We start from the raw sequence: 24,612 nt of genomic DNA on the forward strand, positions 1-24,612 counted from the left end.
TGGGGGTGAATCGCGACTCATGATGATTGAAAGACAACTCTGGCATCCGGTCGCATTGGCCGAGGATGTGGCGGCAGCACCCGTCGCCGTGCGCCTGCTCGGCGAAAGCCTTGTGCTGTGGCGCGACGATGTGGCAGCCGTTCATGCATGGACGGATCGCTGCCCGCATCGCGGCGCCCAACTCTCGCTCGGCCGGGTGGTGCAATGCGAGGGCGGCGCACGTCTTGAATGCCCTTACCACGGCTGGCGTTTCGAGGCCGGCGGTCGCTGCATGCAGGTTCCGGCCTTGCCAGAGTTCGTCCCCCCGGCCACGCACCGCGCCATGACCCATGCGGCGCGCGAGGCGCATGGCCTGGTGTGGGTACGGCTCGATGCCCCGGCCGACGGCGAGGGCGATGCGATACCCGCATTCGCGCCCGAGGACGACATGCGCCTGCGCAAGCTCAACTGCGGCCCCTACGACGTCGAGACCAGCGCGCCGCGCCTGGTCGAGAATTTCCTCGACATGTCGCATTTCGGCTTTGTTCACGAGGGCTGGCTCGGCGCGCGCGACATGACCGCGATCGACGACTACCGCGTCGAAGCCACGCCGCACGGCTTGCTCGCAACGGGCTGCAAGGCCTGGCAGCCGCAGTCCACCATCAACTCGACCGCGCCCGCGCAAGTCGAATACACCTACGAAGTCACCGCACCCTATACGGCGGTGCTCACCAAGATCCCCGAGGCGGCGAGCGTCGGCATCGACGACTACCGCGAATCGATCGCACTCTACATCTGCCCCATCGATGCCGAGCGCAGCCGCGTCTGGTTCCGCCTTGCCACCGCCGACTTCGAGCGCGACGACACGGCGCTGCGCGCCTTCCAGGACACGATCTTCCTGCAAGACAAGCCGGTGCTCGAATCGCAGCGCCCCAAGTGTCTGCCGCTGGACTTGCGCGCCGAACTGCACACCGTGGCCGACAAGGCCTCGTCCCTCTACCGCCGCCACCTCAAAATGCGCGGCATCACCTTCGGAGTCTGCTGATGAACACGCCCCGCCACACCGTTCGCGACGTTCCCGCGGACCGCCTCCCGGCGCTCCTGCGCGCCATGCCCAAGGCCGAGCTGCACATGCACATCGAGGGCTCGCTCGAGCCCGAGCTGATCTTCGCGCTCGCGCAGCGCAACGGTGTCACCATTCCGTATGCGAGCGTCGAAGACCTGCGCCGCGCCTACGCCTTCACCAACCTGCAAAGCTTCCTGGACATCTACTACGCCGGCGCCAGCGTGCTGCTGAAGGAGCAGGACTTCTACGACATGGCCTGGGCCTACCTGGAACGTGCCGCGACAGACAACGTCATCCGCACGGAGATGTTCTTCGACCCGCAGACGCACACCGAGCGCGGCGTATCGATGCAGACCGTGATCGACGGCCTGCACCGCGCCTGCGTCGATGCCAAGGACAAGCTCGGCGTCGATGCCGCGCTGATCCTGTGCTTCCTGCGCCATCTGAGCGAGGAGGATGCCTTCGCCACGCTGGAGCAGGCGCTGCCGTACCGCGATCGCTTCATCGGTGTCGGCCTGGATTCCAGCGAACTCGGGCATCCGCCCGAAAAGTTCGCGCGCGTGTTCGCGCGCTGCCGCGAACTCGGCTTCCACCTCGTCGCGCATGCGGGCGAGGAGGGGCCGCCGGCCTACGTGTGGAGCGCGCTCGACGTGCTCAAGGTCGAGCGCATCGACCACGGCGTGCAGAGCACCAAGGACGCCGCGCTGATGCAACGCCTCGCGCAGGACCGCATTCCGCTGACCGTGTGTCCGCTGTCGAATCTCAAGCTCTGCGTATTCCCCGACCTGGGGCAGCACAACCTGCGCGAACTGCTCGACGCCGGCCTGGTCGCCACCGTCAATTCCGACGACCCGGCCTACTTCGGCGGCTACATGAACCAGAACTTCGTCGAGACCTTCGCCGCGACCGGGTTGACGGCGCAGCATGCGTGGCAGCTTGCAGCCAACAGCTTCGAGGGCAGCTTCGTCGATGCGACGGCCAAGCGGGCTTACGTCGATCGGCTCAACGCGGCCTTCGACGCCTTCGCCTGACCGACGCTCCGAAAGGCTTCAAGGATCCGGCTTGCCGCCCTTGACCCGGACGACCCGCGGGCCATCGTCGCGATAGGCCTTGGCCTGTATCGGCCACCACCACAGGCGGCGCAAGTCACGCGGACGATGGAGGGTTTCTGGCGCCCGGGTAAAATACCCGCCCGGCGCTGCTGCCCCGCAGCGCCATTTTTCGTTCCGGGGCCATGTAGAGGACTACCATGTATAAAAACCTCGCAGCCGCGCTCGCGGCCGCCTGTTTTTTCCTTCCAGCTTTTTCCCAGACCGCGCCGAAGGCCGATCCACTCAAGATCGGCTTTGTGTACGTCGCGCCCATCACCGATGCCGGCTGGGTTCGTCAGCATGAAAACGGTCGCAAGGCCGTCGAGACCGCGCTCGCCGGCAAGGTGAAGACCACTTATGTCGAGAACGTCGCCGAGGGCGCGGACGCCGAGCGCGTCATTCGTGATCTGGCACAGCAGGGCAACAAGCTCATCTTCACGCCCAGCTTCGGCTACATGGAACCCACCATGAAGGTCGCGCGGGACTTTCCGGACGTGAAGTTCGAGTCGATCACCGGCTACAAGACCGCCCCCAATGTCGCGACCGCGAACGCGCGCTACTACGAAGGGCGCTACCTAGCCGGTGTCGCGGCCGGCCGCATGACGAAAACGAACGTCGCGGGCTATGTCGCAGGCTTCCCGATTCCCGAAGTGCTGCAGGGCATCAACGCCTTCACGCTGGGCATGCGTTCGGTCAACCCGAAAGCGCAGGTCAAGGTGGTGTGGCTGGATGTCTGGTTCGATCCGCCGAAGGAGCGCGACGCGGCCATGGCGTTGTTCAACCAGGACGTCGACGTGATCGCCTTCCACACCGCCTCGACCGCCGTGATGACCGCGGCCCAGGAGCGCGGCAAGATGGCTGTGGCCTACCACTCCGACATGCGCAAGGTCGCGCCCGAGGCGCAGATCGTCGCCGTCACCCACCAATGGGGCGGCTACTACACGGAGCGCGCGCGCGCCGTGCTCGACAGCACCTGGAAGAGCGGCAAGGTCTGGGGCGGCGTCAAGGAAGGCATGATCCGCGTCGGCGATTTCGGTCCCAAGGTGCCGAAGGCCGTGCAGGACGAGGTGCTGGCGCGGCAGCAGGACATCGCCGCTGGCAAGGTGAAGCCGTTCCAGGCCGCAGCCGATGTGCGCGACAACGAGGGCCACGTCGTCATCCCGAAAGGACAGAACCTCAGCGACGAACAGATCCTGAATATGAACTGGCTCGTCGAAGGCGTGCAAGGACGAGTCTCCCGCCGCGGGTAACCCGCGCTGAGGCTCCCTCAGTGGACGAAGCCGCGCTTCCGATTGAAGTACGCGGCTTCGGGATCGAGGCCCTTGACCTTGACCGCAGGCTGGCCGGCGTACACCGCGCATTCTTCGGTGTGGGCCTTGTTCAGCACCGAGCCCGCGCCGAGCACCGACCGGTCCGGCAGCGCCGCGCCACCCAGCACCGTGACACGCGTTCCGACCAGGCAGTAGGCGCCGATGCGGATCGGCTTGCAGTCCTGCCGTCCCTCCGCCACGTTGATGCCGTGCGTGATGAACTGCGAGTGGTAGCCCGCGATGGTCGCGAAGGGCCCGATCTCGATCTTGTCCGTGCAGTCGATGATGTGCGACTTGGTGATGGCCGCATGCTCGCCGACGACGAGCACCGGCTCGCGCTGCGTGCGGTGCGTGAAATGGGCGCCCTTGGGCGGATGGCCGGTGATCCAGTTGGAGCGGTCGATCACCGAGTGCGCCCCGCATTCCAGCTTGCCGAGATGGATGGCCACGTTGAAGTGCCCGATGTAGGCGCCTTCGCCCATGACCAGTTCGCCGGGGAAGACGTAGGACAGGCCGATGCGCGCCCCGTCCGCGATCCGGTAGCCCCAGAAGCGCCGCAAGACCCAGCGCTTCAGCTTCCAGGGGAGGAAGACGACACCCAGCGCCAGCAGCTTCTTCATGGCTGGGTCGCGGGCTGGGTCGTGCGCTCCCTGATCGCGCGCTGGTAGGCGGCCACGTAGTTCGCCGCCATTTGCGCCGAGGTGTAGTGCGCGGCGTTGTCGAGCCCGAGGCGGCGCATCTCACCCAGCCGCTGCGCGGCCTGCTCGATGGCCGCGGCCATGGCGGTCGGGTCGCCGGGGTCGACGTACACCGCGCCCTCGCCGCCGATCTCGTTCATCGGTGCGAGGTCGGACGTGAAGACCGGGCAACCGCAGGCCTGCGCCTCGATGATCGGCCAGCCGAAACCTTCCTGGAGCGATGGGAAGAGGAGGGCCGTGGCGCTGGAGTAGATCGCGCGCAGTTCCTCGTGCGATATCTTGTGCACGGTCTTGATCTTGTCGGCGACCCCATGCTCCTGAGCGAGCTTTGCGGATTCGGGCGACAACTCCGGTCCCACGAAGAGCAGTCGGTCCATCACCGGCGCGACGCCGGCCGCTGCCGCGCGCTCCTGCAGTGCGATGAACGCCTCGAGCACGCCCCGCCGGTTCTTGCGATCCAAGTCCCAGCCGACGTGCAGCAGGAACCTGTCCTGCACCGAGATTCCCAGACGATTCACAAGGCGCTGCGCCTCGTCCGGCGCCACGGGCGCGAAGTCGTCGTTCAGGCCGTTGAGCACGGTCGTGACCTTGCGCTCGTCCGCGAAGCCCATGGCCAGCACTTCGCGCCGGGTCATCTCGGACACGCAGGCGACGAGGTCGGCGCTGGCCATTCCATTCACGATCAGCCGCTGGAACAGCCTGCCGGTCCAGCCGACGTTCCAGCCGTCCACCAGGCCCTTGGCGGCCTGCACCGCGATCACGTCGTGGCAGGTGATCACGTTGGGCTTGGCCTTCACCCGGGGGATGTACATGCCGTTGGAGTGGTCGGCGACGTGCACCACGTCGGCCCAGCGCACGTTGCCCGCGAGCGAGGGGAGGAAGAGGATGAACTTGTCGACGTAGCCCAGCCACTTCCACCAGCGGGAGGTATAGGACCCCCGAAGCACGCGCTTCGGAGGGGAGACCACCCGCAGTTCGCAGCCGATTCGGGGAAGCTCGCGTTCCAGGACGCGTTTGAAGGCGAGCATGCTGGTCTGGCCGTCGGGCTCATAGTTCGCGATCAGAAGCACTTTCATCTGCACTGGGCGCTCTTCGCGGCGTCACGTGAAGGCATACTTTTCCTGTAATGAATTGGCCGGATTATGTTCGACTGCGGAGGGGGCCGGCCGGAAGTACGATCGTGCGATTCGCGCGGGGCGGCAGCGCTGCCGCCATATAGCGTCCATATGAGCTAGCACATTGCATACCGGCGTCGCTGCCTTACCCTCCGTGCCCATGCAAGCGTACCGTGCCTCCCTTTTGCGATTCGACGCCGCCGGCCAGCCGGTTTTCGATGAGGACGGCCTGTTGGTCGTCGGCCCCGATGCCGACGGGCGGCAACGCGTGCAGGATGGCGGCGACTTCGCCACCGTCGCGGCCCGCCATCCGGGCGTGGCCGTCACGCACTGGCCGGGGCGAATCCTTTCGCCGGGCTTCGTCGACATGCACATCCACTTCCCGCAGACCGACATCATCGGCGCGCCCGCGGATGGCCTCTTGCCCTGGCTCGAGAACTACACCTTTCCGGCCGAGAGCCGGTTCGCCGATCCCGCCCATTCGGCGGAAGTGGCGGAGGTGTTCTTCGACGAGCTGCTGCGCAACGGCGTCACGACCTCGCTGACCTTCGCGACCTCCCATCCGCAATCGGTGCAGGCCTTCTTCGAGGCCGCCCGGCGCAGGCAGTTGCGCATGATCACGGGCAAGGTGTTGCAGGATCGCCATTCCCCTGACGGTGTACGCGACCAGACCGAACAGAGCCTGATCGACACCGAATCCCTCATCCGCCAGTGGCACAACGTGGACCGCCTGGGCTATGCGATCACCCCGCGCTTTGCGCCCACCAGCACCGATGCGCAACTGCGCGGTGCGGGCGAACTGGCCGCGAAATACCCCGACACCTGGATTCACTCCCATGTCGCGGAGAACAAGGACGAGGTGAAGTGGGCGCGCGAGTTGTTCCCTCAGGCGCGCTCGTACCTCGACGTCTACGCGGGCTTCGGCCTGATGCGCGAACGCGCCGTCTACGCGCACTGCATCCACTTCGACGACGACGACCGCCGCTTGATGCGCGAGACAAAGACCGCCACGGCGGTGAGCCCGACCAGCAACCTTTTCCTCGGCAGCGGGTTCTTCGACTTCGAGGGCGCTGACCGTATCGGCTACCGCTACGGGCTGGCCAGCGACGTCGGCGGCGGCACCAGCTTCAGCCCCTTCGCGACCATGCTCGCGGCCTACTACGCGGGCCGGGAAGGCCAGACCAAGCCCGGCGTGAGCATTCCGCCGTCGCAGCTCTGGTGGCGCCACACGGGCGGCGCGGCGCGCGCGCTTGGCCTGGATGGCGTCATCGGCAACCTGCAGCCGGGCTGCGAGGCGGACTTCGTGGTGATCGATCCGAAGGCCACGCCGCTGCTGGCCCGCAAGACCGCGCTCGCGAACAATCTGGAGGAACTGCTCTTCGCGATGATCGTGCTGGGTGACGACCGGCTGATCGAGCGAACCGTGATCTCGCAGGCCCTGGGCAACTGAGCGCCGAAGGGGCAGGGGCGCCTGCTGCCTAGAATAGCGCCCCCGAGGAAGGACCCTGACATGAGCATCAAGAGCGACAAATGGATCCGGCGCATGGCCGAGAAGAGTGGGATGATCGAGCCCTTCGAGCCCCGCCAGATCCGCGAACAGGACGGCCACCGGATCATCAGCTACGGCACCTCCAGCTACGGCTACGACATCCGCTGCGCGCCCGAGTTCAAGGTCTTCACCAACATTCACAGCACGGTGGTCGACCCCAAGAACTTCGACGAAAAGAGCTTCGTCGACTTCCATGGCGACAGCTGCATCATCCCGCCCAACAGCTTTGCGCTGGCGCGCACGGTCGAGTACTTCCGCATTCCGCGCAATGTGCTGACCATCTGCCTCGGCAAGAGCACCTACGCGCGGTGCGGCATCATCGTCAACGTCACGCCCTTCGAGCCCGAGTGGGAAGGCTACGTCACGCTGGAGTTCAGCAACACGACGCCTCTGCCCGCAAAGATCTACGCGGGCGAGGGGTGCGCCCAGGTCCTGTTCTTCGAGAGCGACGAGGTCTGCGAGACCAGCTACAAGGACCGCGGCGGCAAATACCAGGGCCAGCGCGGCGTCACGCTTCCCAAGGCCTGAGGCCTTCGCAAAGCCTGCGGATCGGCTTCGGCGCGGTCCTACAGCGTCTAGCGGCCAGCGCGTCGGGTGCGGCGCGCCGCCGATCGGCAGCATCTCCTTCCATCCCACGCAGGAGGCGTGGCTTCAGGAGCGAGAACATGTCGATTTTCCAGAACGTGCGCGAGATGCACCCCTATCGCCGTCTGCTGCTCGCGGCCCTGGCCGCCATCGCGCTGGTGCAGGTCGTGGCGATGGTCGTGGTGACGCGGTCACAGGTGCAAAAGGCCGAGGCGCATTACGCGCAGGAGCGCGCCGCGCTCGCTGCAGCGGCCGCCGAAAGAAGCGCCGAAAAAAGTGCCGCCATGGCCCGCCCGGGCACCCATGACGGCGTCATGAATGTCGGATACGTGGTTTCCCGCTGAGCGCGTACCATCCTGCGAGCGCCGCCCGATAGCGGCAAGGAGAGCGAGATGAGATGGGAAGGCAACGAACAATCCGACAACGTCGAAGATCGGCGCAGCGGTGGGGGTGGAGGGGGCGGTTTTCCGATCGGAGGGCGCAGCGTAGGCATCGGCACCGTGGCCGTGGCGTTGATTGCCGGCTGGATTTTTGGCATCAACCCGCTCACGGTGCTGGGCCTGCTGAGCGGTGGGGAGCCGGCCCCGCAAGTGCAGCAAGGGCCGGCGCAAAAGCCGCCTGCCAGTGACCGCGAAGCGGCCTTCGTCTCCACCGTGCTGAAGAACACCGAAGTCGTCTGGAGCGACATCTTCCGCCAGCACGGCGGCTCCTACGCAACCCCTAAGCTGGTGCTTTTCCGCGGCGCGACGCCAACCGCCTGCGGCACCGGCCAGTCGGCCATGGGCCCGTTCTATTGCCCTGGCGACAAGAAGGTCTACATCGACCTCGGCTTCTTCGACACCCTCAAGAATCAGCTCGGCGCCCCCGGCGTCTTCGCGCAGGCCTACGTCATCGCCCACGAGATCGGCCACCACGTACAGGACGAGCTGGGCATCACCGACAAAGTCGATCAGATGCGCGGCCGCCTCAGCCAGGCGCAGAACAACGCCATCAGCGTTCGCGTGGAACTGCAGGCCGACTGCCTCGCCGGCGTCTGGGCCCACCATTCGCAGCAATCCAAGCAGTGGCTGGACCCCGGTGACATCGAAGCCGCCATGAACGCCGCCCAGAAGATCGGCGACGACGCCCTGCAGCGCTCCGCCGGCCGCGCGGTCGTGCCGGACAGCTTCACCCACGGCACCAGCGCCCAGCGCCAACGCTGGTTCGGCGTCGGCTACAAGAGCGGAAATCTCCAGGACTGCGACACGTTCGCCGCCAAGAACCTGTAGCAAGTAGGGTCACCAGCGAGGTCCAGAAACACCGCGGAACCGGCTCCGCCGGACCGCCGGAGTTGCCCCCGGAGGGGCGTGGGCGAAGCGACACGAAGTGCGCGAAGCCTGGGGGTGAGCCATAAATGCGACAATAGAGGGCTTCATGACAAGCTCCTTCTCCAATCTTTCCCTGGCCGAACCGCTGGCGCGTGCCGTAGCCGAAATGGGCTACGAGACCATGACGCCCATCCAGGAACAGGCCATTCCGGTGGTCCTGGCGGGCCAGGACGTGATGGGCGCGGCGCAAACCGGCACCGGCAAGACGGCCGCGTTTTCCCTGCCGCTGCTGCAGCGGATGCTCAAGCACGAGAACAGCTCGACCTCGCCTGCGCGCCATCCGGTGCGCGCCCTGGTGCTGCTGCCCACGCGCGAACTCGCCGATCAGGTTGCGCAGCAGGTCAAGCTCTATGCCAAGTACACCAATCTGCGCAGCTGCGTGGTGTTCGGTGGCATCGACATGAAGCCCCAGACGCTCGAACTCAAGAAGGGCGTCGAAGTGCTGGTCGCCACGCCCGGGCGTCTGCTCGACCATATCGAGGCCAAGAACGCGGTGCTCAACCAGGTCGAGTACGTCGTGCTCGACGAAGCCGACCGCATGCTCGACATCGGCTTCCTGCCGGATCTGCAGCGCATCCTCTCCTACCTGCCTAAGCAGCGCACCACGCTGCTCTTTTCGGCGACCTTCTCGCCCGAGATCAAGCGACTGGCCGGCAGCTACCTGCAGAACCCGGTCACGATCGAAGTGGCCCGGCCCAACGAAACGGCCTCCACGGTAGAGCAGCGCTTCTACAGCGTGAGCGACGACGACAAGCGTCGTGCGCTCAAGCAGATCATTCGCCAGCGCGGCATCACTCAGGCTTTCGTGTTCGTCAATAGCAAGCTGGGCTGCGCGCGCCTGGCGCGCTCGCTCGAACGCGAGGGCCTCAAGACCACCGCGCTGCACGGCGACAAGAGCCAGGACGAGCGCCTCAAGGCACTCGCAGCCTTCAAGGCTGGCGAGGTCGACCTGCTGGTGGCAACCGACGTTGCCGCCCGCGGTCTCGACATCAAGGACGTTCCGGCCGTCTTCAACTTCGACATTCCGTTCAACGCCGAGGACTACGTGCACCGTATCGGGCGCACCGGCCGTGCCGGCGCGTCGGGTCTCGCCGTGAGCTTTGCCAGCGGTGGCAACGACGTGCGGTTGGTCGCCGACATCGAGAAGCTGATCAAGAACAAGATAGAACTCGAGGCGATCGAATTCGAGGAAGACCGCCCGCGCGGCCGCATCAACGACGGGCGCCGCCATTGGCGCGAAGAGGGCGAGGCGGGCGATGCACGCGACGTACTCGACACGCTGGACCGCCCCCGCGAGCGCAGCGAGGCGCGTCCCGTGCGCGGTGGTCGTCCGCACCGCGCTCCGGCCGCGCCGCGCGATCCTTTCTTCGAGCAGCCCTACGAGACGCCGGATCGCGAAGCTGCTCCCGCGTGGGAAGCTGCGGCCAAGACCACGCCTGCGCGTGGCATCTCAAGCAACATCAAGACCAAGCGCAAGGTTCCGGCTCTTTTCAAGAGTGCCGAACCGAGCTGATCACCGGGCGTCTCAGCCCGGCTTTCGTGCCTGCGGGCACTTGACCTGAATCAGCTCTCGCTCCTGTGGCGTTGTGCCGATTCGCACGGCGCTCAGGCAGCCGCCCCACACGCAACCGGTGTCGGTCGACAGCAGGTCGGGTCGCGAGACCCAGCCCAGCGTCGACCAATGACCGCACGCCACGGTGGCTGCGGCCGTACGGCGGCCAGGCACGTCGAACCACGGCATGTAGCCCTCGGGCGCGGCACCGGCGCCATCCTTGGTCTCGAACTCCATCACGCCCTCGCGGGTGCAGAAGCGCAGCCGCGTCAATGCATTGACGATGACGCGCAGCCGCGCATCGCCGGTCAGTGCGTCGTTCCATTGCGCGGGCTCGTTTCCATACATCGTCTGCAGGAATTCGGACAGCGCGGGACCGCGCAGCACCGCTTCGACTTCGGCGGCGAGCGACAGGGTATCGCCGACGCTCCACTGCGGCAGCACGCCTGCGTGCACCATCAGCAGATCGTCGCCGCCGATCGTCTGGTGAAGGGCCATGTGCTGCTGGCGCAGCCAATCGAGCATCGCGTCCCGGTCGGGCGCCTCCAGCACGCTGGCGAGCGTGTCCTTGCGGCCGGCCTTGCGCGCGCCGTGGACCACGCCGAGCAGGTGCAGGTCGTGGTTGCCGAGCAGGCTCCGCGCCGATGCGCCCAGGCGCTGCATGCGACGCAGCACGTCCGCCGAAGCGGGGCCGCGATTGACCAAGTCGCCCAGCACGACCAGCGTGTCGCGACTCGGCGAAAAGGCGATGTCGTCGAGAAGGCGCTGCAGGGGCCCGTCGCAGCCCTGCACGTCACCGATCAAGTAAAGTGCCATGATCCCCATTCTCTCCCGCGTTCATGGATGTTTTCCTCCTGGCTTTGCTGACCACGCTCAACGCGTTGTTCGCAATGTCCGAAATGGCCCTCTCCACCAGCCGTCGCGCGCGCCTTGCTGCGCTGGCCGAAACAGGGGACGCGGGCGCCGCTGCGGCGCTCAAGCTCATGCAGGATCCGACGCAGTTCCTGTCGAGCGTTCAGATCGGGATCACCTCCATCGGCATGCTCAGCGGCATCGTGGGCGAGGCTGCCTTCGCGGAGCCGCTGGCGGCCTGGATGCGCGAGGTCGGCATGGGCGCCGGCACGGCCAGCGTTGCTTCCACGGCGGTGGTGGTGAGTTGCATCACGTTCTTCACGATCATCTTCGGCGAGCTGGTGCCCAAGCGCATCGGCCAGCTCTATCCCGAGCCTGTCGCGCGCTACGTGGCGCGGCCGATGCGAGGTCTGGCCACTGCGGGCAAGCCCTTCGTGCTGCTGCTGTCGGGAGCAACGGCCACCGTCCTCAAGCTGCTGCGCATCGACTCGAATGCGGCAAGGGTGGTGACCGAGGAGGAAATCTCCGCCAGCCTGGAAGAAGGCGTCGATGCGGGCGTGATCGAGATGCACGAGCACCAGATGGTGCGCAACGTGTTCCACCTCGACGACCGCCGGCTCACGTCGCTGATGGTTCCGCGCGCCGATATCGAATGGCTCGAAGCCTCCTTCACCATTGCCCAGTGCCTGCAGAAGGTCTCGGCGGCTGGTGCGCTCAACCTGGTCCATTCCTGGTATCCCGTGTGCCGCAACTCGCTGGACGACGTCGTCGGCGTGGTGAGCGTTGCGCAACTGCTTCGGCTCGGGCCGGACCATGAGGGAACCGTCGAAGAGGTCGTTCAGCCGGCCGTGTTCGTGCCCGAGACGCTGACCGGCATGGAACTGCTCGAGCAATTTCGATCGCGCGCCGGGCGGCTGGTGTTCGTGGTCGACGAATACGGCGTGGTGCAGGGCCTGATGACACCGCGCGACCTGCTCGAAGCAATCACCGGGGAACTGCAGGTCGCCACCCACGCCGAGGCCTGGGCGCGCGAGCGACCGGACGGCGTCTGGGAACTCGATGGCCTGATGCCCGTCTCCGAACTGCGCGCGCGGCTTGGAATCCGCGAACTGCCGGACGAGGACCGCGGGCGCTACAACACGGTGGCCGGCCTGCTGATGTCCGTGTCCGGCCAACTGCCGGAGGTTGGCGAGCGAATCGACTGCGCGGGCTGGTGCTTCGAGGTTGCCGAACTGGATGGCAGGCGGATCGACAGGGTGCTGGCCTATCCGGATGCGGGGGCGGCGGATCTGGCGCCCTGAGCTGGCGAATCCCCTCAAGACCTTCTCAAAATAACTGAAGGATGCCTTGGGTTTCCTGGGAGGATGCCCATGGACAATCTTCTCAACAAGCTTCTCGAAAAGAGCTGGCCAGCGGGGTCTGACCCCCGACTCCTATACTGGCCGCCCCCAGCCCCGGAGACCCCCCATGACCCTGCCCGCTACCACGCTCCAGATCCGCACTCTCGTCCGCAGCAACGGCGAACTCGAACTGTCGCTGCAGGAAGAACCGATCCCCCAACCGGCCGCCAACGAAGTCGTCGTTCGCGTCGAGGCCGCGCCGATGAACCCGTCGGACCTCGGACTGCTCTTCGGCGCCGCCGACATGCGGACCGCGAAGGCCTCCGGCACTGCTGCCAGGCCGGTGGTGACGGCCAGCATCCCCGAACTCGCCATGAAGAGCATGGCCGCGCGCCTGGACCAGTCCATGCAGGTCGGCAACGAGGGCGCCGGCGTGGTGATCGCCGCGGGCGCCTCTCCCGCAGCGCAGGCGCTCATGGGCAAGACGGTTGCGATGATCGGCGGCGCGATGTACACGCAGTACCGTTGCATCGACGCCGCCCAGTGCATGCCGCTGCCCGAGGGCACGACGCCGGCCGAAGGTGCGTCCTCCTTCGTCAACCCGCTCACGGCGCTGGGCATGGTCGAGACGATGCGCCGCGAAGGGCACAAGGCGCTGGTGCACACAGCCGCAGCCTCCAACCTGGGCCAGATGCTCAATCGCATCTGCATCCAGGACGGCATCGGCCTGGTCAACATCGTTCGCAAGAAGGAGCAGGAGGACATCCTGCGCGCCATCGGCGCCAAGTACGTGTGCAACGCCACGTCGCCCGACTTCATGCATGAGCTGACGGATGCGCTGGTCGCCACCGGCGCCACGCTCGCTTTCGACGCCATCGGCGGCGGCAAGCTGGCCGGGCAGATCCTGACCTGCATGGAAGCGGCCATCAACAGGACGGCCAAGGAATACAGCCGCTATGGCTCCTCGATCCACAAGCAGGTCTACATCTACGGCGGGCTGGATCGCGGCCCGACCGAGTTCACGCGCGGATTCGGCATGACGTGGGGCATGGGGGGCTGGCTGCTGTTCCCCTTCCTCCAGAAGATCGGCGCCGAAGGGGCGCAGAAGCTGAAGGCGCGCGTGGCGGCGGAACTCAAGACGACCTTTGCGAGCCACTACACCAAGGAAGTCTCGCTGGTCGAAGCGCTGGGGCTGGACGAGATCGCGGTGTACTCGAAGCACGCGACGGGCGAGAAGTACCTGCTCAATCCGAACAGGTAACGAGTTGGCAGGCGCGCCCCTCGGGGCACCTGCCGGGCGATGCCATCAGCCCAGGGCGAGGCGCGTGCCGTTGCTGGAGGTCTTGCGCACGCCGTCCGGACCATAGAACAACGGCACGCTGGACTGCAGGAACTGCAGCGCCTTCTGCGTGAAGTCGAGGTGCGTGTAGACGATCGTGCCGTTGCGCAGGTTGTGCGCGCGGGCGCGTTCGGCGAGTTCGAGCAGGACGGCCCAGGCCTGGCGGGTCGCTTCGCCACCGGCCGCCGCGGCGGCTTCCGCGCCGTCGGCACCGGGTTCGAATCCCAGGGCGGCCTGCGCGGCTTCGCGTTGGCGATCGAGTTCGGCGATGCGCTCCAGCAACTGGATCTTCTGTTCCGAGATCGACGCCAGTTCGCCAAAGTGGCCATTCGACATGGCCTGCTCTTCAGTGTCCAGGACCGTGAGGAACTCCTCGACGCAGGATTTCTCCGCGTGGAGGTAGAGCAGCATGGTGTTCATGGATTTTTCTTGGAGTCGAGCAGATCGCGAACGCTGTCCAGCAAGCCGCTGGCGATGCGCTCGGGGTTGACTTGGTAGCGGCCGGCGCGGATGTCCTCGCGGATCGCTGCGACGCGCGCCGCGTCGAAATCGCCGCCACCCGGTGCGGCCGGCAGGGCATGAATCTGGCCCGACACTTGTCCTGCCTCCTTGGCGCGCTCCGTGGCTTCGGCGCCGGACGCAGGGGCGGTGACCGCCTTGGAAGTGCGGGGGAGGGGCGTTGCCGAGGGGGCGGGTTGATCAATTTTCAAGATGGTTCCTCAAAGGGCTGACCCGTATATCGGCCGGCTGGACGGGATCTTTAGGCTCCGTATGTCACAAATTGCGAGTTCAGGCTACTGCGACAGCCGGATATGCCCATCTTCGCCGGCGATGCCCGTCAGCAGGCGGCCGTCGCGGGTCTTGGCCTGCACAGTGGCGCCGACTTCCGCCCGGGTCATGGCCTTGCCTTCGGTGCTGACGGAAAACCCCTGTCCCTGTGCAACCAGTTGCACGGTCTGCCCCTGCTGGATCACCACCAGGCCGCGCATCAGTTCCTTGCGCAGAGGCGCGCCGGCGCCGACGCGGTTGGCGGTCACGACTCCACGCAGCGCGGCAGCGTCGGTAATGACGGATCGCGGCAAGGCGCTGAGATCGCCCGTGCGCTCGGTGACGTCAGCGGCGCCCACGGCCTCGCCCGCCTCGATCGCGCGCGCGGCGACGAAGTAGCGGCCCTCCACGGCAACGTGGACTGGCACGAATCGCATCCACGGCTTCTCGCCGCGACACCGCAAGCCGATGGATACGCGCCCCCAAGGCGCGGTCCCGGCCGGCATGAAAGCCTCGAAATCCTCGCAAGGCGGAAGGGCGGTCGACGCGGACGCCTTGATGCCGAACGTCACCTTGCCCGGCAGGCCGGCCGTCTGCACCTGCAGAAGCTTGTCGATCGCGGAACGCGCCGCGTCCGGCAGCGCCGCGGCGGCCGATGCGGTCGCCGCGCCCACGCCCGCCATGACTGTCGGCAGGACGATGCACAGAAGGCGGTTCCAGGGCTTGCGTCGTTTCATCGCGGTCGATTCTAGGAAGGCACCCCTCCAGGCGAAGGTGCGAAGTGCTGGAGAAAACCCCCTTTGTTCGACCCATTGCAAAAGAGAGGCGTGCATAGACTCGCTTTCCATCAGTCGCCATGCCTTCGTGCGTACGCGATGCCTCAAATGGTGGAACCACATGATCGACAAGCTGGATGCAGCGCTTCGCTTCAATCGCGAAGCACTCAATCTAAGGGCGCAGCGCCAGGAAGTGCTGGGGGCCAACATCGCCCACGCCGACACGCCGAACTACAAGGCGCGCGACTTCGATTTCAACAGCCGGCTCACGCAGGCCGTGGAGCAGGGGCGACAGTCCCAGTCCGTCGCAATGGCCACCACGTCGTCGCGCCACCTGGAAGGCGTTGCCAAGGCGATGCCCGACCAGGACCTGCTCTATCGCGTCCCGAGCCAATCCAGCATTGACGGCAACACCGTCGAGATGGATGCCGAGCGCATCAACTTCGCCGACAACGCGCTGCGCTACGAGTCGAACCTCACGGTGCTCGGTGCCAAGATCAAGACGCTGTTGTCGGCGGTCCAGCAGTAAGCACCCGGAGACCCGCATGCCGTATCCCAGCGCCTCCATGAACATCTTCAGCGTGGCGGGGTCCGCCATGGCCGCGCAATCGCAGCGCATGAACGTGACCGCGAGCAACCTCGCCAACGCCGAAAGCGTCGCCGGCCCCGATGGCCAGCCCTACCGCGCCAAGCAGGTCGTCTTCGAAGTGGCCGCCTCGGGCCAGCAGGACATCGGCGGCGTCAAGGTCTCGAGCGTGGTCGAGGACTCGTCGCCCGCCAGGATGGTCTTCGATCCCAAGAGCCCGCGCGCCAATGCCGAGGGCTACGTGGCGATGCCCAACGTCAACGTGGTCGAAGAGATGACCAACATGATCTCGGCCTCGCGCAGCTACCAGGCCAACGTCGAGGTGCTCAACACCGCCAAGACGCTGATGCTCAAGACACTGACCGTCGGCCAGTAAACCCTTACAGGAAAGCCCTTCATGGCCATCGCAGACACCTCTTCCATCACCGGCTCCAACGCTGCCAGCGCGGCGGCGAGCACCGCCAGCGTCGCGAACGCGGACAGCGAGCAGCGTTTTCTCAAGCTGCTGGTGACGCAGCTCAACAACCAGGATCCGCTCAATCCGATGGAGAACGCCGAACTCACCTCGCAGCTCGCGCAGATGAGCACGGTCAGCGGCATCGAGAAGCTCAACGCCACGCTGTCGGGCCTGGTGAGCCAGACCGGCTCGAACCAGGTGCTGCAGGCGGCATCGCTCATAGGCTACAACGTGCTATCGCCCGGCGACACCCTCCAGACGACCGCGCCCGAGGACGGCAAGGATCCGGCGGTCCAGGCTTTCGCGGTGCAGCTGCCTGGCACGGCCGGCGACGTGGAAATCAAGATCGTCGATGCCACCGGCAAGACCGTGCGCACCATCGATGCCGGCTCCATGACCGAAGGCGTCAACGCCGTGACCTGGGACGGCAAGGACGACGCGGGCAACGTGGTGCCTGCCGGCGCCTATCAGTTCAAGGTGGCCGCCACCAATGACGGCGCCACCGTGGCAGCGACTTCGCTCACCTTCGCGCAGGTGGCCGCGGTCAAGCAGGGCGCGAGCGGCGTCACGCTCGAACTCGCATCGGGCAAGAGCATCGGCCTGTCCGACGTGCGCATGTTCCTCTGACACCCGTCCGGTCTTCTCCCCCGGCAGCAGCCAGGCGCTGCAGTCCGTTCATTCATCGCATTGAAACAAGGATTCCCTCATGAGTTTCTCCCAAGGCATCAGCGGGCTCGGCGTGGCCGCCGCGAACCTCGACGTCATCGGCAACAACATCGCCAACTCGGGCACCGTGGGCTACAAGTCCGCCGCCGCGACCTTCCAGGACGTCTACGCCGGCTCGCGCGTCGGCCTCGGCGCATCGGTGTCGGGCGTGGTGCAGAACTTCACGCAGGGCGTGACGCAGACCAGCAGCCGCCCGCTCGACGTCGCCATCGTCAACGGCGACGGCTTCTATCGCCTGGCCAGCGCCAGCGGTGAAGTCATGTACTCGCGCAACGGCCAGTTCACCAAGGACAAGGAAGGCTACATCGTCAACGCCTCGGGCCTGCGCCTCACGGGCTACGGCGTCAACGCCAGCGGTGGCATCAGCGGCGGCACGCCCACCGCGATCCAGATCCCGACAAGCGGGATGGCGCCGAAGGCAACCACCGGCATCCAGGCCGAGTTCAACCTCGATTCGCGCGAAGCGGTACCGACCAAGTCGCCCTTCAACGCGACCGACTCCGACACCTTCAACTACTCGAACGCGGTAGGCCCGGTGTACGACTCGCTCGGCAATCCGCACGACCTCGCGGTGTACTTCGTGAAGTCCCCTACGCCCGCCAACACCTGGAGCGTCTACGGCACCATGGACGGTGCCGCCATGAACGGCGGCGCTGCCCTCTCGACCCTCACCTTCGACGGCAACGGCAGTCTCACGGCACCCACCGGCGGCCTGATCACGCTGCCGCCGCAGACCTACACGACCGGTGCCAACGGCGCCAACATGACGGTCGACCTCTCGGGCACGACCCAGCGCGGCGCCATCAACGGCATGAGCGCCCTCGCGCAGGACGGCTACACCTCCGGCGAACTGACTTCCTACTCGATCAACCCCGACGGCACCATCACCGGCAAGTTCTCGAACGAGCAGACCCAGTTGCTGGGCCAGGTCGTTCTCTCGTCCTTCGCCAATCCCAACGGCCTGGAGCCCAAGGGCGAAAACATGTGGGCCGAGACGCTGGCCTCGGGCCAGGCTCTCACCGGCACGCCGGGCGAAGGCACCAAGCTGGGCTCGCTCGAATCCGGCGCGCTGGAGTCCTCCAACGTCGACCTGACCTCCGAGCTCGTCAATCTCATCGTCGCGCAGCGCAACTACCAGGCCAACGCGCAGACGGTGAAGACGCAGGACCAGGTCATGCAGACGCTGATGAACATCCGCTGATCCTCGCGCCTGAACACACGCAGTCCCCCATTTCCAGGAGCAAGCAGTGGATCGAATGCTGTATGTCGCCATGAGCGGCGCCAAGCAGGCCATGGAACAACAGGCCTCGGTCGCCAACAACATGGCGAACGTCTCGACGCCGGGCTTTCGCGCGCAGATCAACAGTTTCCGCGCCGTGCCCGTGGTGGGCGAGGAATCGTCGACACGCGCCTTCGTTGCTGCCACCACGCCCGGCGCCGACTTCACGCACGGTCCGCTGACTGAGACCGGCCGCGAACTCGACGTCGCGGTGCGCGGCGAAGGCTGGTTCGTGGTGCAGGTGCCCGGCGGCGGCGAAGCCTACACGCGCGTCGGCAACCTGCAGGTGGGTGCGGACGGGCAGGTAATGACCATGGGTGCGCGCCTGGTCGTCGGCGACGCCGGCGCCCTCGTGATCCCGCCCGGGTCCACCGTCACGATCGCGTCCGACGGTTCCATCGCTGCGCGCGGCGTCGGCGATCCGGCCACCGGGGTGGCCCAGGTCGGCCGGCTGAAGCTCGTCAACCCCCCCACCGCCGACCTCGTGCGCGGCGACGACGGACTCTTTCGCATGCGCGAAGGCCTGCCGCCGGCCGAAGCCGACCCGGCGGTGACCGTCGCGCCCGGTGTGATCGAAGGCAGCAACGTCAATCCGGTCGAGGCCATGGTCGCCATGATCGCCAACGGACGCAGCTTCGAAATGCAGATGAAGGCGATCTCGACCGCCGACACCAACGCGCAGTCGGCCAACAAGCTGCTGGCCTACGGCTGAGCCGGGCCCAGCGCGCAACCCCCGCAGGAGTAATTCAATGATTCGTTCCCTCTACGTCGCCAAGACCGGCCTCGAAGCCCAGCAGACGCAACTCGACGTGGTGTCCAACAACCTCGCCAACGTCGGCACCACCGGCTTCAAGAAAAGCCGCGCCGTGTTCGAGGACCTGATGTACCAGAACCTGCGCCAGGTCGGTGGCCAGACTTCGGACCAGACGCGCCTGCCTTCGGGCCTGCAAGTGGGCACCGGCGTGCGCGTGGTCGCTACCGAGCGCATGCACTCGCAGGGAAACATGACCAAGACCGACAACCCGAAGGATCTCGCCATCAACGGTGCTGGCTTCTTCCAGGTGCTGATGCCGGACGGCACGACCTCGTACACCCGCGACGGCAATTTCCAGACCGACCGCGACGGCCAGCTTGTGACGGCGAGCGGCTTCCCGATCCAGCCGGCCATCACCATTCCGCAGAACGCTACCAGCCTCACCGTGGGCCGTGACGGCATCGTGTCGGTCACGCAAGCGGGTAGTACTGCCACTGTGCAGGTCGGGCAGCTTCAGCTCGCGACCTTCCTCAATCCGACCGGCCTGCAGAGCATGGGCGAGAACCTCTACACCGAGACCGATTCGTCCGGCGCACCGAACCTGGTGAACCCCGGCGTCGACGGCGCCGGCATTCTGAGCCAAGGCTACACCGAGGCGTCGAACGTGAATGTGGTGGAAGAACTGGTCAACATGATTGCGACGCAGCGCGCGTACGAAATCAACAGCAAGGCGATCCAGACCTCCGACCAGATGCTGCAACGTCTAACCCAGCTGTAGACATGCACACCCCCAGTCTTCGCGCACTTCGTGTCGCTTCGCCAACCCCCTTGCAGGGGGCAACACCTGCGGCCCGGCAGAGCCGGTTCCGCGGTGTTCCTGGCTTGGGGCATTTCGTGCTCTTGTTCATCATCGTATTGGCGACGGGCTGCGCGCAGATTCCACGCGATCCGCTGGTGCACCAGCCGATGACGGCGCGCGCGGATGCGATGGCTGCGGTGCAGACACGGCCCGCGACGGGCGCGATCTTCCAGGCCGCGGGGCGCGACGTCGCATTGTTCGAAGACCGCAGGCCGCGCAACGTGGGCGACATCCTGACCATCGTGATCAGCGAGAAGCTCAACGCCAGCAAGAACTCCGGGGCCAACGCGAGCCGCAACGGAAGCATGGGCGCGACCTTCGAGGCGGTTCCCAAGGTGCTCGGCGGGCTGCTGCGGGACCAGGACGCCAAGATGTCCGGCACCAATGCCCTCATCGCGAAGGGCGGCGCCAATGCGGCCAACAACTTCAACGGCGTGATCACCGTCACGGTGACCGACGTGCTCGGCAACGGCAATCTGCTGGTGAGCGGCGAGAAGCAGATGGGCATCAACCAGGGGACCGAGTTCATTCGCTTCTCGGGCGTGGTGAACCCGCGCACCGTCACCGGCAACAACACCGTGCTGTCGACCCAGGTGGCCGACGCACGCATCGAATACACGGCCAAGGGCTACATCGACGAGGCGCAGCACATGGGCTGGATGCAGCGCTTCTTCCTGAACGTCATGCCGTTCTAGATATGAAACACCCCCAGTCTTCGCGCACTTCGTGTCGCTACGCCTACCCCCTTGCAGGGGGCAATACCAGCGGCCCGGCGAAGCCGGTTCCGCGGTATTTCTGGAAGTGGCCTCTCAACGGCTTGCTTCGTTTGGGATTTGCGGCCGCTTGTTCCGTTGCTTTGTTTTCGCCTGCGCACGCGGAGCGGCTGAAGGAGCTTGCCAGCATTCAGGGCATGCGCGACAACCCGCTGATCGGCTACGGGCTGATGGTGGGGCTGGACGGCACGGGTGACCAGACGATGCAGACGCCGTTCACGACGCAGAGCCTGAACAACATGCTGCAGCAGCTCGGCATCACGATCCCGCAGGGCGTGAACATGCAGCTCAAGAACGTGGCGGCGGTGATGGTCACGGCCACGCTGCCTTCGTTTGCGCGGCCCGGTCAGAGCATCGACGTGACGGTATCGTCCATGGGCAATGCCAAGAGCCTGCGCGGCGGCACGCTGCTGATGACCCCGCTCAAGGGTGTCGACGGCTCGGTGTATGCGATAGCGCAGGGCAACATGGTCGTTGGCGGCGCGGGTGCGTCGGCCAACGGCACCAAGGTCCAGATCAACCAGCTCAGCTCGGGCCGCATTCCCGCCGGCGCGCTTGTCGAGCGCGCGGTTGACACTTCCGTCGGCGGCGATGGCATGTTCGCGCTGGAGCTCATGCGCTCCGACTTCGGTACGGCACAGCGCGCGGTCGAGGCGATCAACCGCCAGTTCGGTCCCGGCTCGGCCGACGCCGTGGACGGCCGAGTGATCCGTGTGCGGGCGCCCGACACGCCGCAGGAGCGCGTCAGTTTCCTCGCGCGTCTCGAAAGCCTCGAAGTCACGCCCACGCAGGCGGTGGCGCGTGTCGTCGTCAATGCGCGCACTGGGTCCGTGGTGATGAACCAGGCCGTGCGCGTGGGCGACTGTGCGGTCGCTCATGGCAGCCTGTCGGTGGTCATCAACACCGAGCCGGTCATCAGCCAGCCGGGTCCGTTCTCGAGCGGCAGGACGGTGGCCACGCAGACCTCGGAAGTCTCGGTCAACCAGGCTGGCGGTGCGTTGCAGATGGTGCGTGGCAGTGCTTCGCTCGCGGACGTGGTCAAGGGGCTGAACGCACTCGGCGCCAATCCGCAGGACTTGGTGTCCATCCTCCAGGCCATGAAGTCGGCCGGCGCCCTGCGCGCCGAGCTCGAAATCATCTGAGGCCGCCATGGCGATTTCAGCAGCCAACCAGTGGACCGGCGCGGACGTGGCGAGCCGCACCGGCGCGCTCGACCAGCGCTTTGCGCTCGACGTGCAGGGGGTCGATGCGCTGCGGCGCACCGTCCGCGCGTCGCCCGAGGAGGGCCTGAAGCAGGTCTCGCGGCAGTTCGAGGCCCTCTTCATGGGCATGGTGCTGAAGAGCATGCGCGAGGCCTCGCCGTCCAGCGGCCTGATCGACAGCCAGAACGAGAAGATCTACACGTCGATGCTCGACCAGCAGCTCACGCAGAGCCTGTCGGGCCGCGGTGTCGGCCTGGCCGAGGCGATGCTCGCGCAGCTGCAGCGCAGCATCGCCGCGGGCGCTTCCGACGACGGTGCGGAGCCGACAGTCATGTCGCTGCTGCCGCGCGGCGGCATGCCGTTGCACGCGCAATCGGGCATTCCGCTCGGCTCCTCGCCTTCACAGCCCTCGCAGCCCGCGCCGTCTTCGTCGGCGGCACGGGTCGACCTGAGCCTCTACCAGGTCAACAACGACCGCTCGGGCAACGGATCGAACGCCACCGCGAACCTGCAAAGCCACGTCGACCAATTCGTCAACCGCATGGGTGCATCGGCGCAGGCTGCGAGCAATGCGAGCGGCGTTCCCGCGCCGCTGATCCTGGCGCAAGCCGCGCTCGAATCCGGTTGGGGCAAGCGCGAGATCCGCGCGGACGACGGCACGCAGAGCTTCAACCTGTTCGGCATCAAGGCCGATCGAAGCTGGCAGGGCCCGGTGGTCGAAACCACGACCACCGAATACGTGGACGGCGAGCCTCAGCGCATTCGCGCGAAGTTCAGGGCCTACGCCTCGTACGACGAGGCCTTCACCGACTACGCGCGCTTCATGACCCGCAATCCGCGCTACGCCAACGTGCTGGCCACCGACAACCCGACCGAAGCCGCACATGGATTGCAGCGTGCCGGGTACGCGACCGATCCGCAGTACGGGCAGAAGCTCGTTCGGATCATGCAGAAGTTCGGCTGATCGGCGACGGCCGGCTACTTCCGTTTTTGAACACCCCCTCGAGCCTACTCAAAGGACACCCATGGCAGAGATCACAAGCCTTCATCAACACGCGGGCCGCGCTGCCTCTGCGGTCCTCGCGAACGCGAACCGGCTGGAGGTGGTCACCTTCACGTTGGGCGAAGAGGAATACGGCATCGACATCCAGAAGGTGCAGGAGCTTCGCGGCTACGACGCGGTGACGCGGATCGCGAACGCGCCGGATTACATCAAGGGCGTGGTGAACCTGCGCGGGATCATTGTTCCGATCATCGACATGCGCATCAAGTTCGCGCTGGGCACGCCGAGCTACGACCAGTTCACGGTGGTGATCGTGCTGAACATCGGGGGGCGCGTGGTGGGGATGGTGGTGGACAGCGTGTCGGACGTGATCACGCTGGCGGCCGAGCAGATCAAGCCTGCGCCGGAGATGGGCTCGGTGCTGGACACGGACTATCTGATCGGCCTGGGCACGCTGGACGAGCGGATGCTGATCCTTGTGGACATCGACCGGCTCATGTCCAGCGAAGAAATGGGCCTCATCGAGAAGATGACCGCCTGAGACAACGAACACAACAGACGAATTTGGAGAAGCAATGAAGGACTGGAAGATTGGTACCCGCCTGGGTGGCGGCTTTGCACTGGTGCTCGCCCTCGTGGCCGTCATCGCGGGCACTGGCGTGGTGCGGCTGCAAGGCGTGGGCGAAGCCACGCACGAGCTGGCGCGGAGTTCGCTGGAGAAGGAGCGCCTGGCCGCAAGCTGGCTGCTCTCCACCAGCACGAACAGCGTTCGCACCTTTGCGTTGCTCAAGAGCAATGACCCCGAGGTGCAGGAATTCCTGCAAAAGAACATGAGCAAGACCAGCGCTGCCATCTCGGAGACGCAGAAGAAGCTCGAGGATGTGCTGTCGTCGCCCGAAGAGCTCGCACTGAGCGCCGACATCAAGAAGAAGCGCGCGGAGTACGTCGACCTGCGCAACGCGATCCTCAAGCTCAAGGCCGAGGGCAATCTTGCGGAGGCCACGCGGCTCAGCGGCGAGAAGCTGCTGTCCACGCTCGAGAACTACGACGCGAGCATCCGCGCCATGCTGAGCCACCAGCAGGCGCAGATCGACAAGTCGGCCACGGCGATCGAAGAGCTCTACCGTACGGGCCGTACCAACGTGATCGTCCTGGCGCTGCTCGCCATCGCGCTCGGCACGGTGCTGGCGTGGCGGCTGACGCGCAGCATCGTCCAGCCGATCGATGAGGCGCTGTTCATCGCCGAGACCGTCGCTTCGGGCGATCTCAGCCAGGAGTTCGAGACCCAGCGCGGCGGCGACTTCGGCCGGCTGCTGCGCGGCATGGGCGAGATGGAAGACACGCTCACCGACCTTGTGACCCGGATCAAGAGCGCGACCGATTCGATCGTGGTGGCGTCGAAGGAAATCGCAGCCGGCAACCAGGATCTCTCGTCGCGCACCGAAGAGCAGGCGAGTTCACTGGAGCAGACGGCCGCGTCGATGGAAGAGCTCACCAGCACGGTCAAGCAGAACGCGGACAACGCGCGCCAGGCCAACCAGCTGGCGGCCTCGGCCTCCGAAGTGGCGGTCAAGGGCGGCAGCGTG

Annotated in this window: 27 protein-coding genes; 21 read left to right on the top strand and 6 right to left on the bottom strand. The window is 66.1% G+C overall.

Annotation, left to right across the window (positions count from 1 at the left end):
- Positions 1–22 precede the first annotated feature (22 nt).
- The 3 genes from QTI04_RS29855 (at position 23) to QTI04_RS29865 (ending at position 3,386) form a co-directional block, all read left to right on the top strand.
- Positions 23–1,024 (top strand): aromatic ring-hydroxylating dioxygenase subunit alpha, encoded by a 1,002-nt coding sequence (locus QTI04_RS29855; RefSeq protein WP_286618854.1) that lies wholly within the window; start codon positions 23–25, stop codon positions 1,022–1,024.
- Positions 1,024–2,076, top strand: coding sequence for an adenosine deaminase (locus QTI04_RS29860; protein ID WP_286618834.1), 1,053 nt, complete (start codon positions 1,024–1,026; stop codon positions 2,074–2,076). The genes QTI04_RS29855 and QTI04_RS29860 overlap by 1 nt, the downstream gene beginning before the upstream one ends.
- A gap of 218 nt (positions 2,077–2,294) precedes the next feature.
- Positions 2,295–3,386, top strand: coding sequence for a BMP family ABC transporter substrate-binding protein (locus QTI04_RS29865; RefSeq protein ID WP_286618836.1), 1,092 nt, complete (start codon positions 2,295–2,297; stop codon positions 3,384–3,386).
- Positions 3,387–3,403: 17 nt separating this feature from the next.
- Here the strand turns inward: QTI04_RS29865 and QTI04_RS29870 are convergent, their stop codons facing one another.
- Both QTI04_RS29870 and QTI04_RS29875 read right to left on the bottom strand, forming a co-directional pair.
- On the bottom strand, positions 3,404–4,066 hold the full coding sequence (locus QTI04_RS29870; RefSeq protein ID WP_286603711.1) for an acyltransferase: 663 nt from the start codon (positions 4,064–4,066) through the stop codon (positions 3,404–3,406).
- Entirely contained in the window at positions 4,063–5,220 is a 1,158-nt protein-coding gene (locus QTI04_RS29875) for a glycosyltransferase family 1 protein (RefSeq protein WP_286618837.1), read from the bottom strand. Before QTI04_RS29875 ends, QTI04_RS29870 begins: the two co-directional genes overlap by 4 nt.
- Before the next feature lie 199 nt (positions 5,221–5,419).
- Here QTI04_RS29875 and guaD point away from each other — a divergent pair, with 199 nt between their 5' ends.
- From guaD to QTI04_RS29900, 5 genes are all read left to right on the top strand, one after another.
- Positions 5,420–6,709, top strand: a complete 1,290-nt coding sequence (gene guaD / locus QTI04_RS29880; RefSeq protein WP_286618838.1) for a guanine deaminase — start codon at positions 5,420–5,422, stop codon at positions 6,707–6,709.
- Between the two features lie 60 nt (positions 6,710–6,769).
- Complete coding sequence (gene dcd / locus QTI04_RS29885) at positions 6,770–7,336, top strand: dCTP deaminase (protein ID WP_286618840.1); 567 nt, start codon at positions 6,770–6,772, stop codon at positions 7,334–7,336.
- A 137-nt stretch (positions 7,337–7,473) separates the two neighbouring features.
- Complete coding sequence (locus QTI04_RS29890; RefSeq protein ID WP_286603706.1) at positions 7,474–7,737, top strand: hypothetical protein; 264 nt, start codon at positions 7,474–7,476, stop codon at positions 7,735–7,737.
- Positions 7,738–7,785: 48 nt separating this feature from the next.
- Positions 7,786–8,661 (top strand): neutral zinc metallopeptidase, encoded by an 876-nt coding sequence (locus QTI04_RS29895; protein WP_286603705.1) that lies wholly within the window; start codon positions 7,786–7,788, stop codon positions 8,659–8,661.
- Between the two features lie 145 nt (positions 8,662–8,806).
- Positions 8,807–10,273, top strand: coding sequence for a DEAD/DEAH box helicase (locus tag QTI04_RS29900; RefSeq protein WP_286603703.1), 1,467 nt, complete (start codon positions 8,807–8,809; stop codon positions 10,271–10,273).
- Positions 10,274–10,285: 12 nt separating this feature from the next.
- Here the strand turns inward: QTI04_RS29900 and QTI04_RS29905 are convergent, their stop codons facing one another.
- On the bottom strand, positions 10,286–11,128 hold the full coding sequence (locus QTI04_RS29905; RefSeq protein WP_286618841.1) for a symmetrical bis(5'-nucleosyl)-tetraphosphatase: 843 nt from the start codon (positions 11,126–11,128) through the stop codon (positions 10,286–10,288).
- A 23-nt stretch (positions 11,129–11,151) separates the two neighbouring features.
- Here QTI04_RS29905 and QTI04_RS29910 point away from each other — a divergent pair, with 23 nt between their 5' ends.
- Both QTI04_RS29910 and QTI04_RS29915 read left to right on the top strand, forming a co-directional pair.
- Positions 11,152–12,465 (top strand): hemolysin family protein, encoded by a 1,314-nt coding sequence (locus QTI04_RS29910; RefSeq protein ID WP_286603701.1) that lies wholly within the window; start codon positions 11,152–11,154, stop codon positions 12,463–12,465.
- 166 nt (positions 12,466–12,631) lie between these two features.
- Positions 12,632–13,765, top strand: coding sequence for a zinc-binding dehydrogenase (locus QTI04_RS29915; protein ID WP_286618842.1), 1,134 nt, complete (start codon positions 12,632–12,634; stop codon positions 13,763–13,765).
- A 45-nt stretch (positions 13,766–13,810) separates the two neighbouring features.
- Here the strand turns inward: QTI04_RS29915 and QTI04_RS29920 are convergent, their stop codons facing one another.
- The 3 genes from QTI04_RS29920 to flgA form a co-directional block, all read right to left on the bottom strand.
- Entirely contained in the window at positions 13,811–14,263 is a 453-nt protein-coding gene (locus tag QTI04_RS29920) for a flagella synthesis protein FlgN (protein ID WP_286618843.1), read from the bottom strand.
- Positions 14,260–14,553 (bottom strand): flagellar biosynthesis anti-sigma factor FlgM, encoded by a 294-nt coding sequence (gene flgM / locus QTI04_RS29925; protein ID WP_286603697.1) that lies wholly within the window; start codon positions 14,551–14,553, stop codon positions 14,260–14,262. The genes QTI04_RS29920 and flgM overlap by 4 nt, the downstream gene beginning before the upstream one ends.
- Positions 14,554–14,637: 84 nt before the next feature.
- Positions 14,638–15,348, bottom strand: coding sequence for a flagellar basal body P-ring formation chaperone FlgA (flgA, locus tag QTI04_RS29930; protein WP_286618844.1), 711 nt, complete (start codon positions 15,346–15,348; stop codon positions 14,638–14,640).
- A gap of 160 nt (positions 15,349–15,508) precedes the next feature.
- Between flgA and flgB the strand changes: the two genes are divergently transcribed.
- From flgB to QTI04_RS29985, 11 genes are all read left to right on the top strand, one after another.
- Positions 15,509–15,916 carry a flagellar basal body rod protein FlgB gene (flgB, locus tag QTI04_RS29935; RefSeq protein ID WP_286603695.1) on the top strand — a complete coding sequence of 136 codons (408 nt, stop codon included), beginning with the start codon at positions 15,509–15,511 and terminating at the stop codon, positions 15,914–15,916.
- Between the two features lie 16 nt (positions 15,917–15,932).
- Positions 15,933–16,349 carry a flagellar basal body rod protein FlgC gene (gene flgC / locus QTI04_RS29940; RefSeq protein ID WP_286618845.1) on the top strand — a complete coding sequence of 139 codons (417 nt, stop codon included), beginning with the start codon at positions 15,933–15,935 and terminating at the stop codon, positions 16,347–16,349.
- A 21-nt stretch (positions 16,350–16,370) separates the two neighbouring features.
- On the top strand, positions 16,371–17,057 hold the full coding sequence (locus QTI04_RS29945) for a flagellar hook assembly protein FlgD (RefSeq protein WP_286618846.1): 687 nt from the start codon (positions 16,371–16,373) through the stop codon (positions 17,055–17,057).
- 79 nt (positions 17,058–17,136) lie between these two features.
- Entirely contained in the window at positions 17,137–18,357 is a 1,221-nt protein-coding gene (gene flgE / locus QTI04_RS29950; protein WP_286618847.1) for a flagellar hook protein FlgE, read from the top strand.
- A gap of 46 nt (positions 18,358–18,403) precedes the next feature.
- Positions 18,404–19,147: a flagellar basal body rod protein FlgF gene (locus QTI04_RS29955; protein ID WP_286618848.1), complete on the top strand. Its 744-nt coding sequence runs from the start codon at positions 18,404–18,406 to the stop codon at positions 19,145–19,147.
- Between the two features lie 37 nt (positions 19,148–19,184).
- Complete coding sequence (gene flgG / locus QTI04_RS29960) at positions 19,185–19,967, top strand: flagellar basal-body rod protein FlgG (protein ID WP_286603689.1); 783 nt, start codon at positions 19,185–19,187, stop codon at positions 19,965–19,967.
- 116 nt (positions 19,968–20,083) lie between these two features.
- The gene (locus tag QTI04_RS29965; protein ID WP_286618849.1) at positions 20,084–20,743 is read left to right on the top strand and encodes a flagellar basal body L-ring protein FlgH; all 660 of its coding nucleotides are present in this window, start codon (positions 20,084–20,086) and stop codon (positions 20,741–20,743) included.
- 122 nt (positions 20,744–20,865) lie between these two features.
- Positions 20,866–21,963, top strand: a complete 1,098-nt coding sequence (locus QTI04_RS29970; protein WP_286618855.1) for a flagellar basal body P-ring protein FlgI — start codon at positions 20,866–20,868, stop codon at positions 21,961–21,963.
- Positions 21,964–21,970: 7 nt separating this feature from the next.
- Positions 21,971–22,987 carry a flagellar assembly peptidoglycan hydrolase FlgJ gene (gene flgJ, locus QTI04_RS29975; RefSeq protein WP_286618850.1) on the top strand — a complete coding sequence of 339 codons (1,017 nt, stop codon included), beginning with the start codon at positions 21,971–21,973 and terminating at the stop codon, positions 22,985–22,987.
- Between the two features lie 61 nt (positions 22,988–23,048).
- The gene (locus tag QTI04_RS29980) at positions 23,049–23,567 is read left to right on the top strand and encodes a chemotaxis protein CheW (protein ID WP_286618851.1); all 519 of its coding nucleotides are present in this window, start codon (positions 23,049–23,051) and stop codon (positions 23,565–23,567) included.
- 34 nt (positions 23,568–23,601) lie between these two features.
- Positions 23,602–24,612: MCP four helix bundle domain-containing protein (locus QTI04_RS29985; RefSeq protein ID WP_286618852.1), on the top strand; the 1,011-nt coding region annotated here is incomplete at its 3' end.

The organism is Variovorax sp. J22R115 (assembly GCF_030317005.1).
In the GTDB taxonomy this organism is placed as follows: domain Bacteria; phylum Pseudomonadota; class Gammaproteobacteria; order Burkholderiales; family Burkholderiaceae_C; genus Variovorax.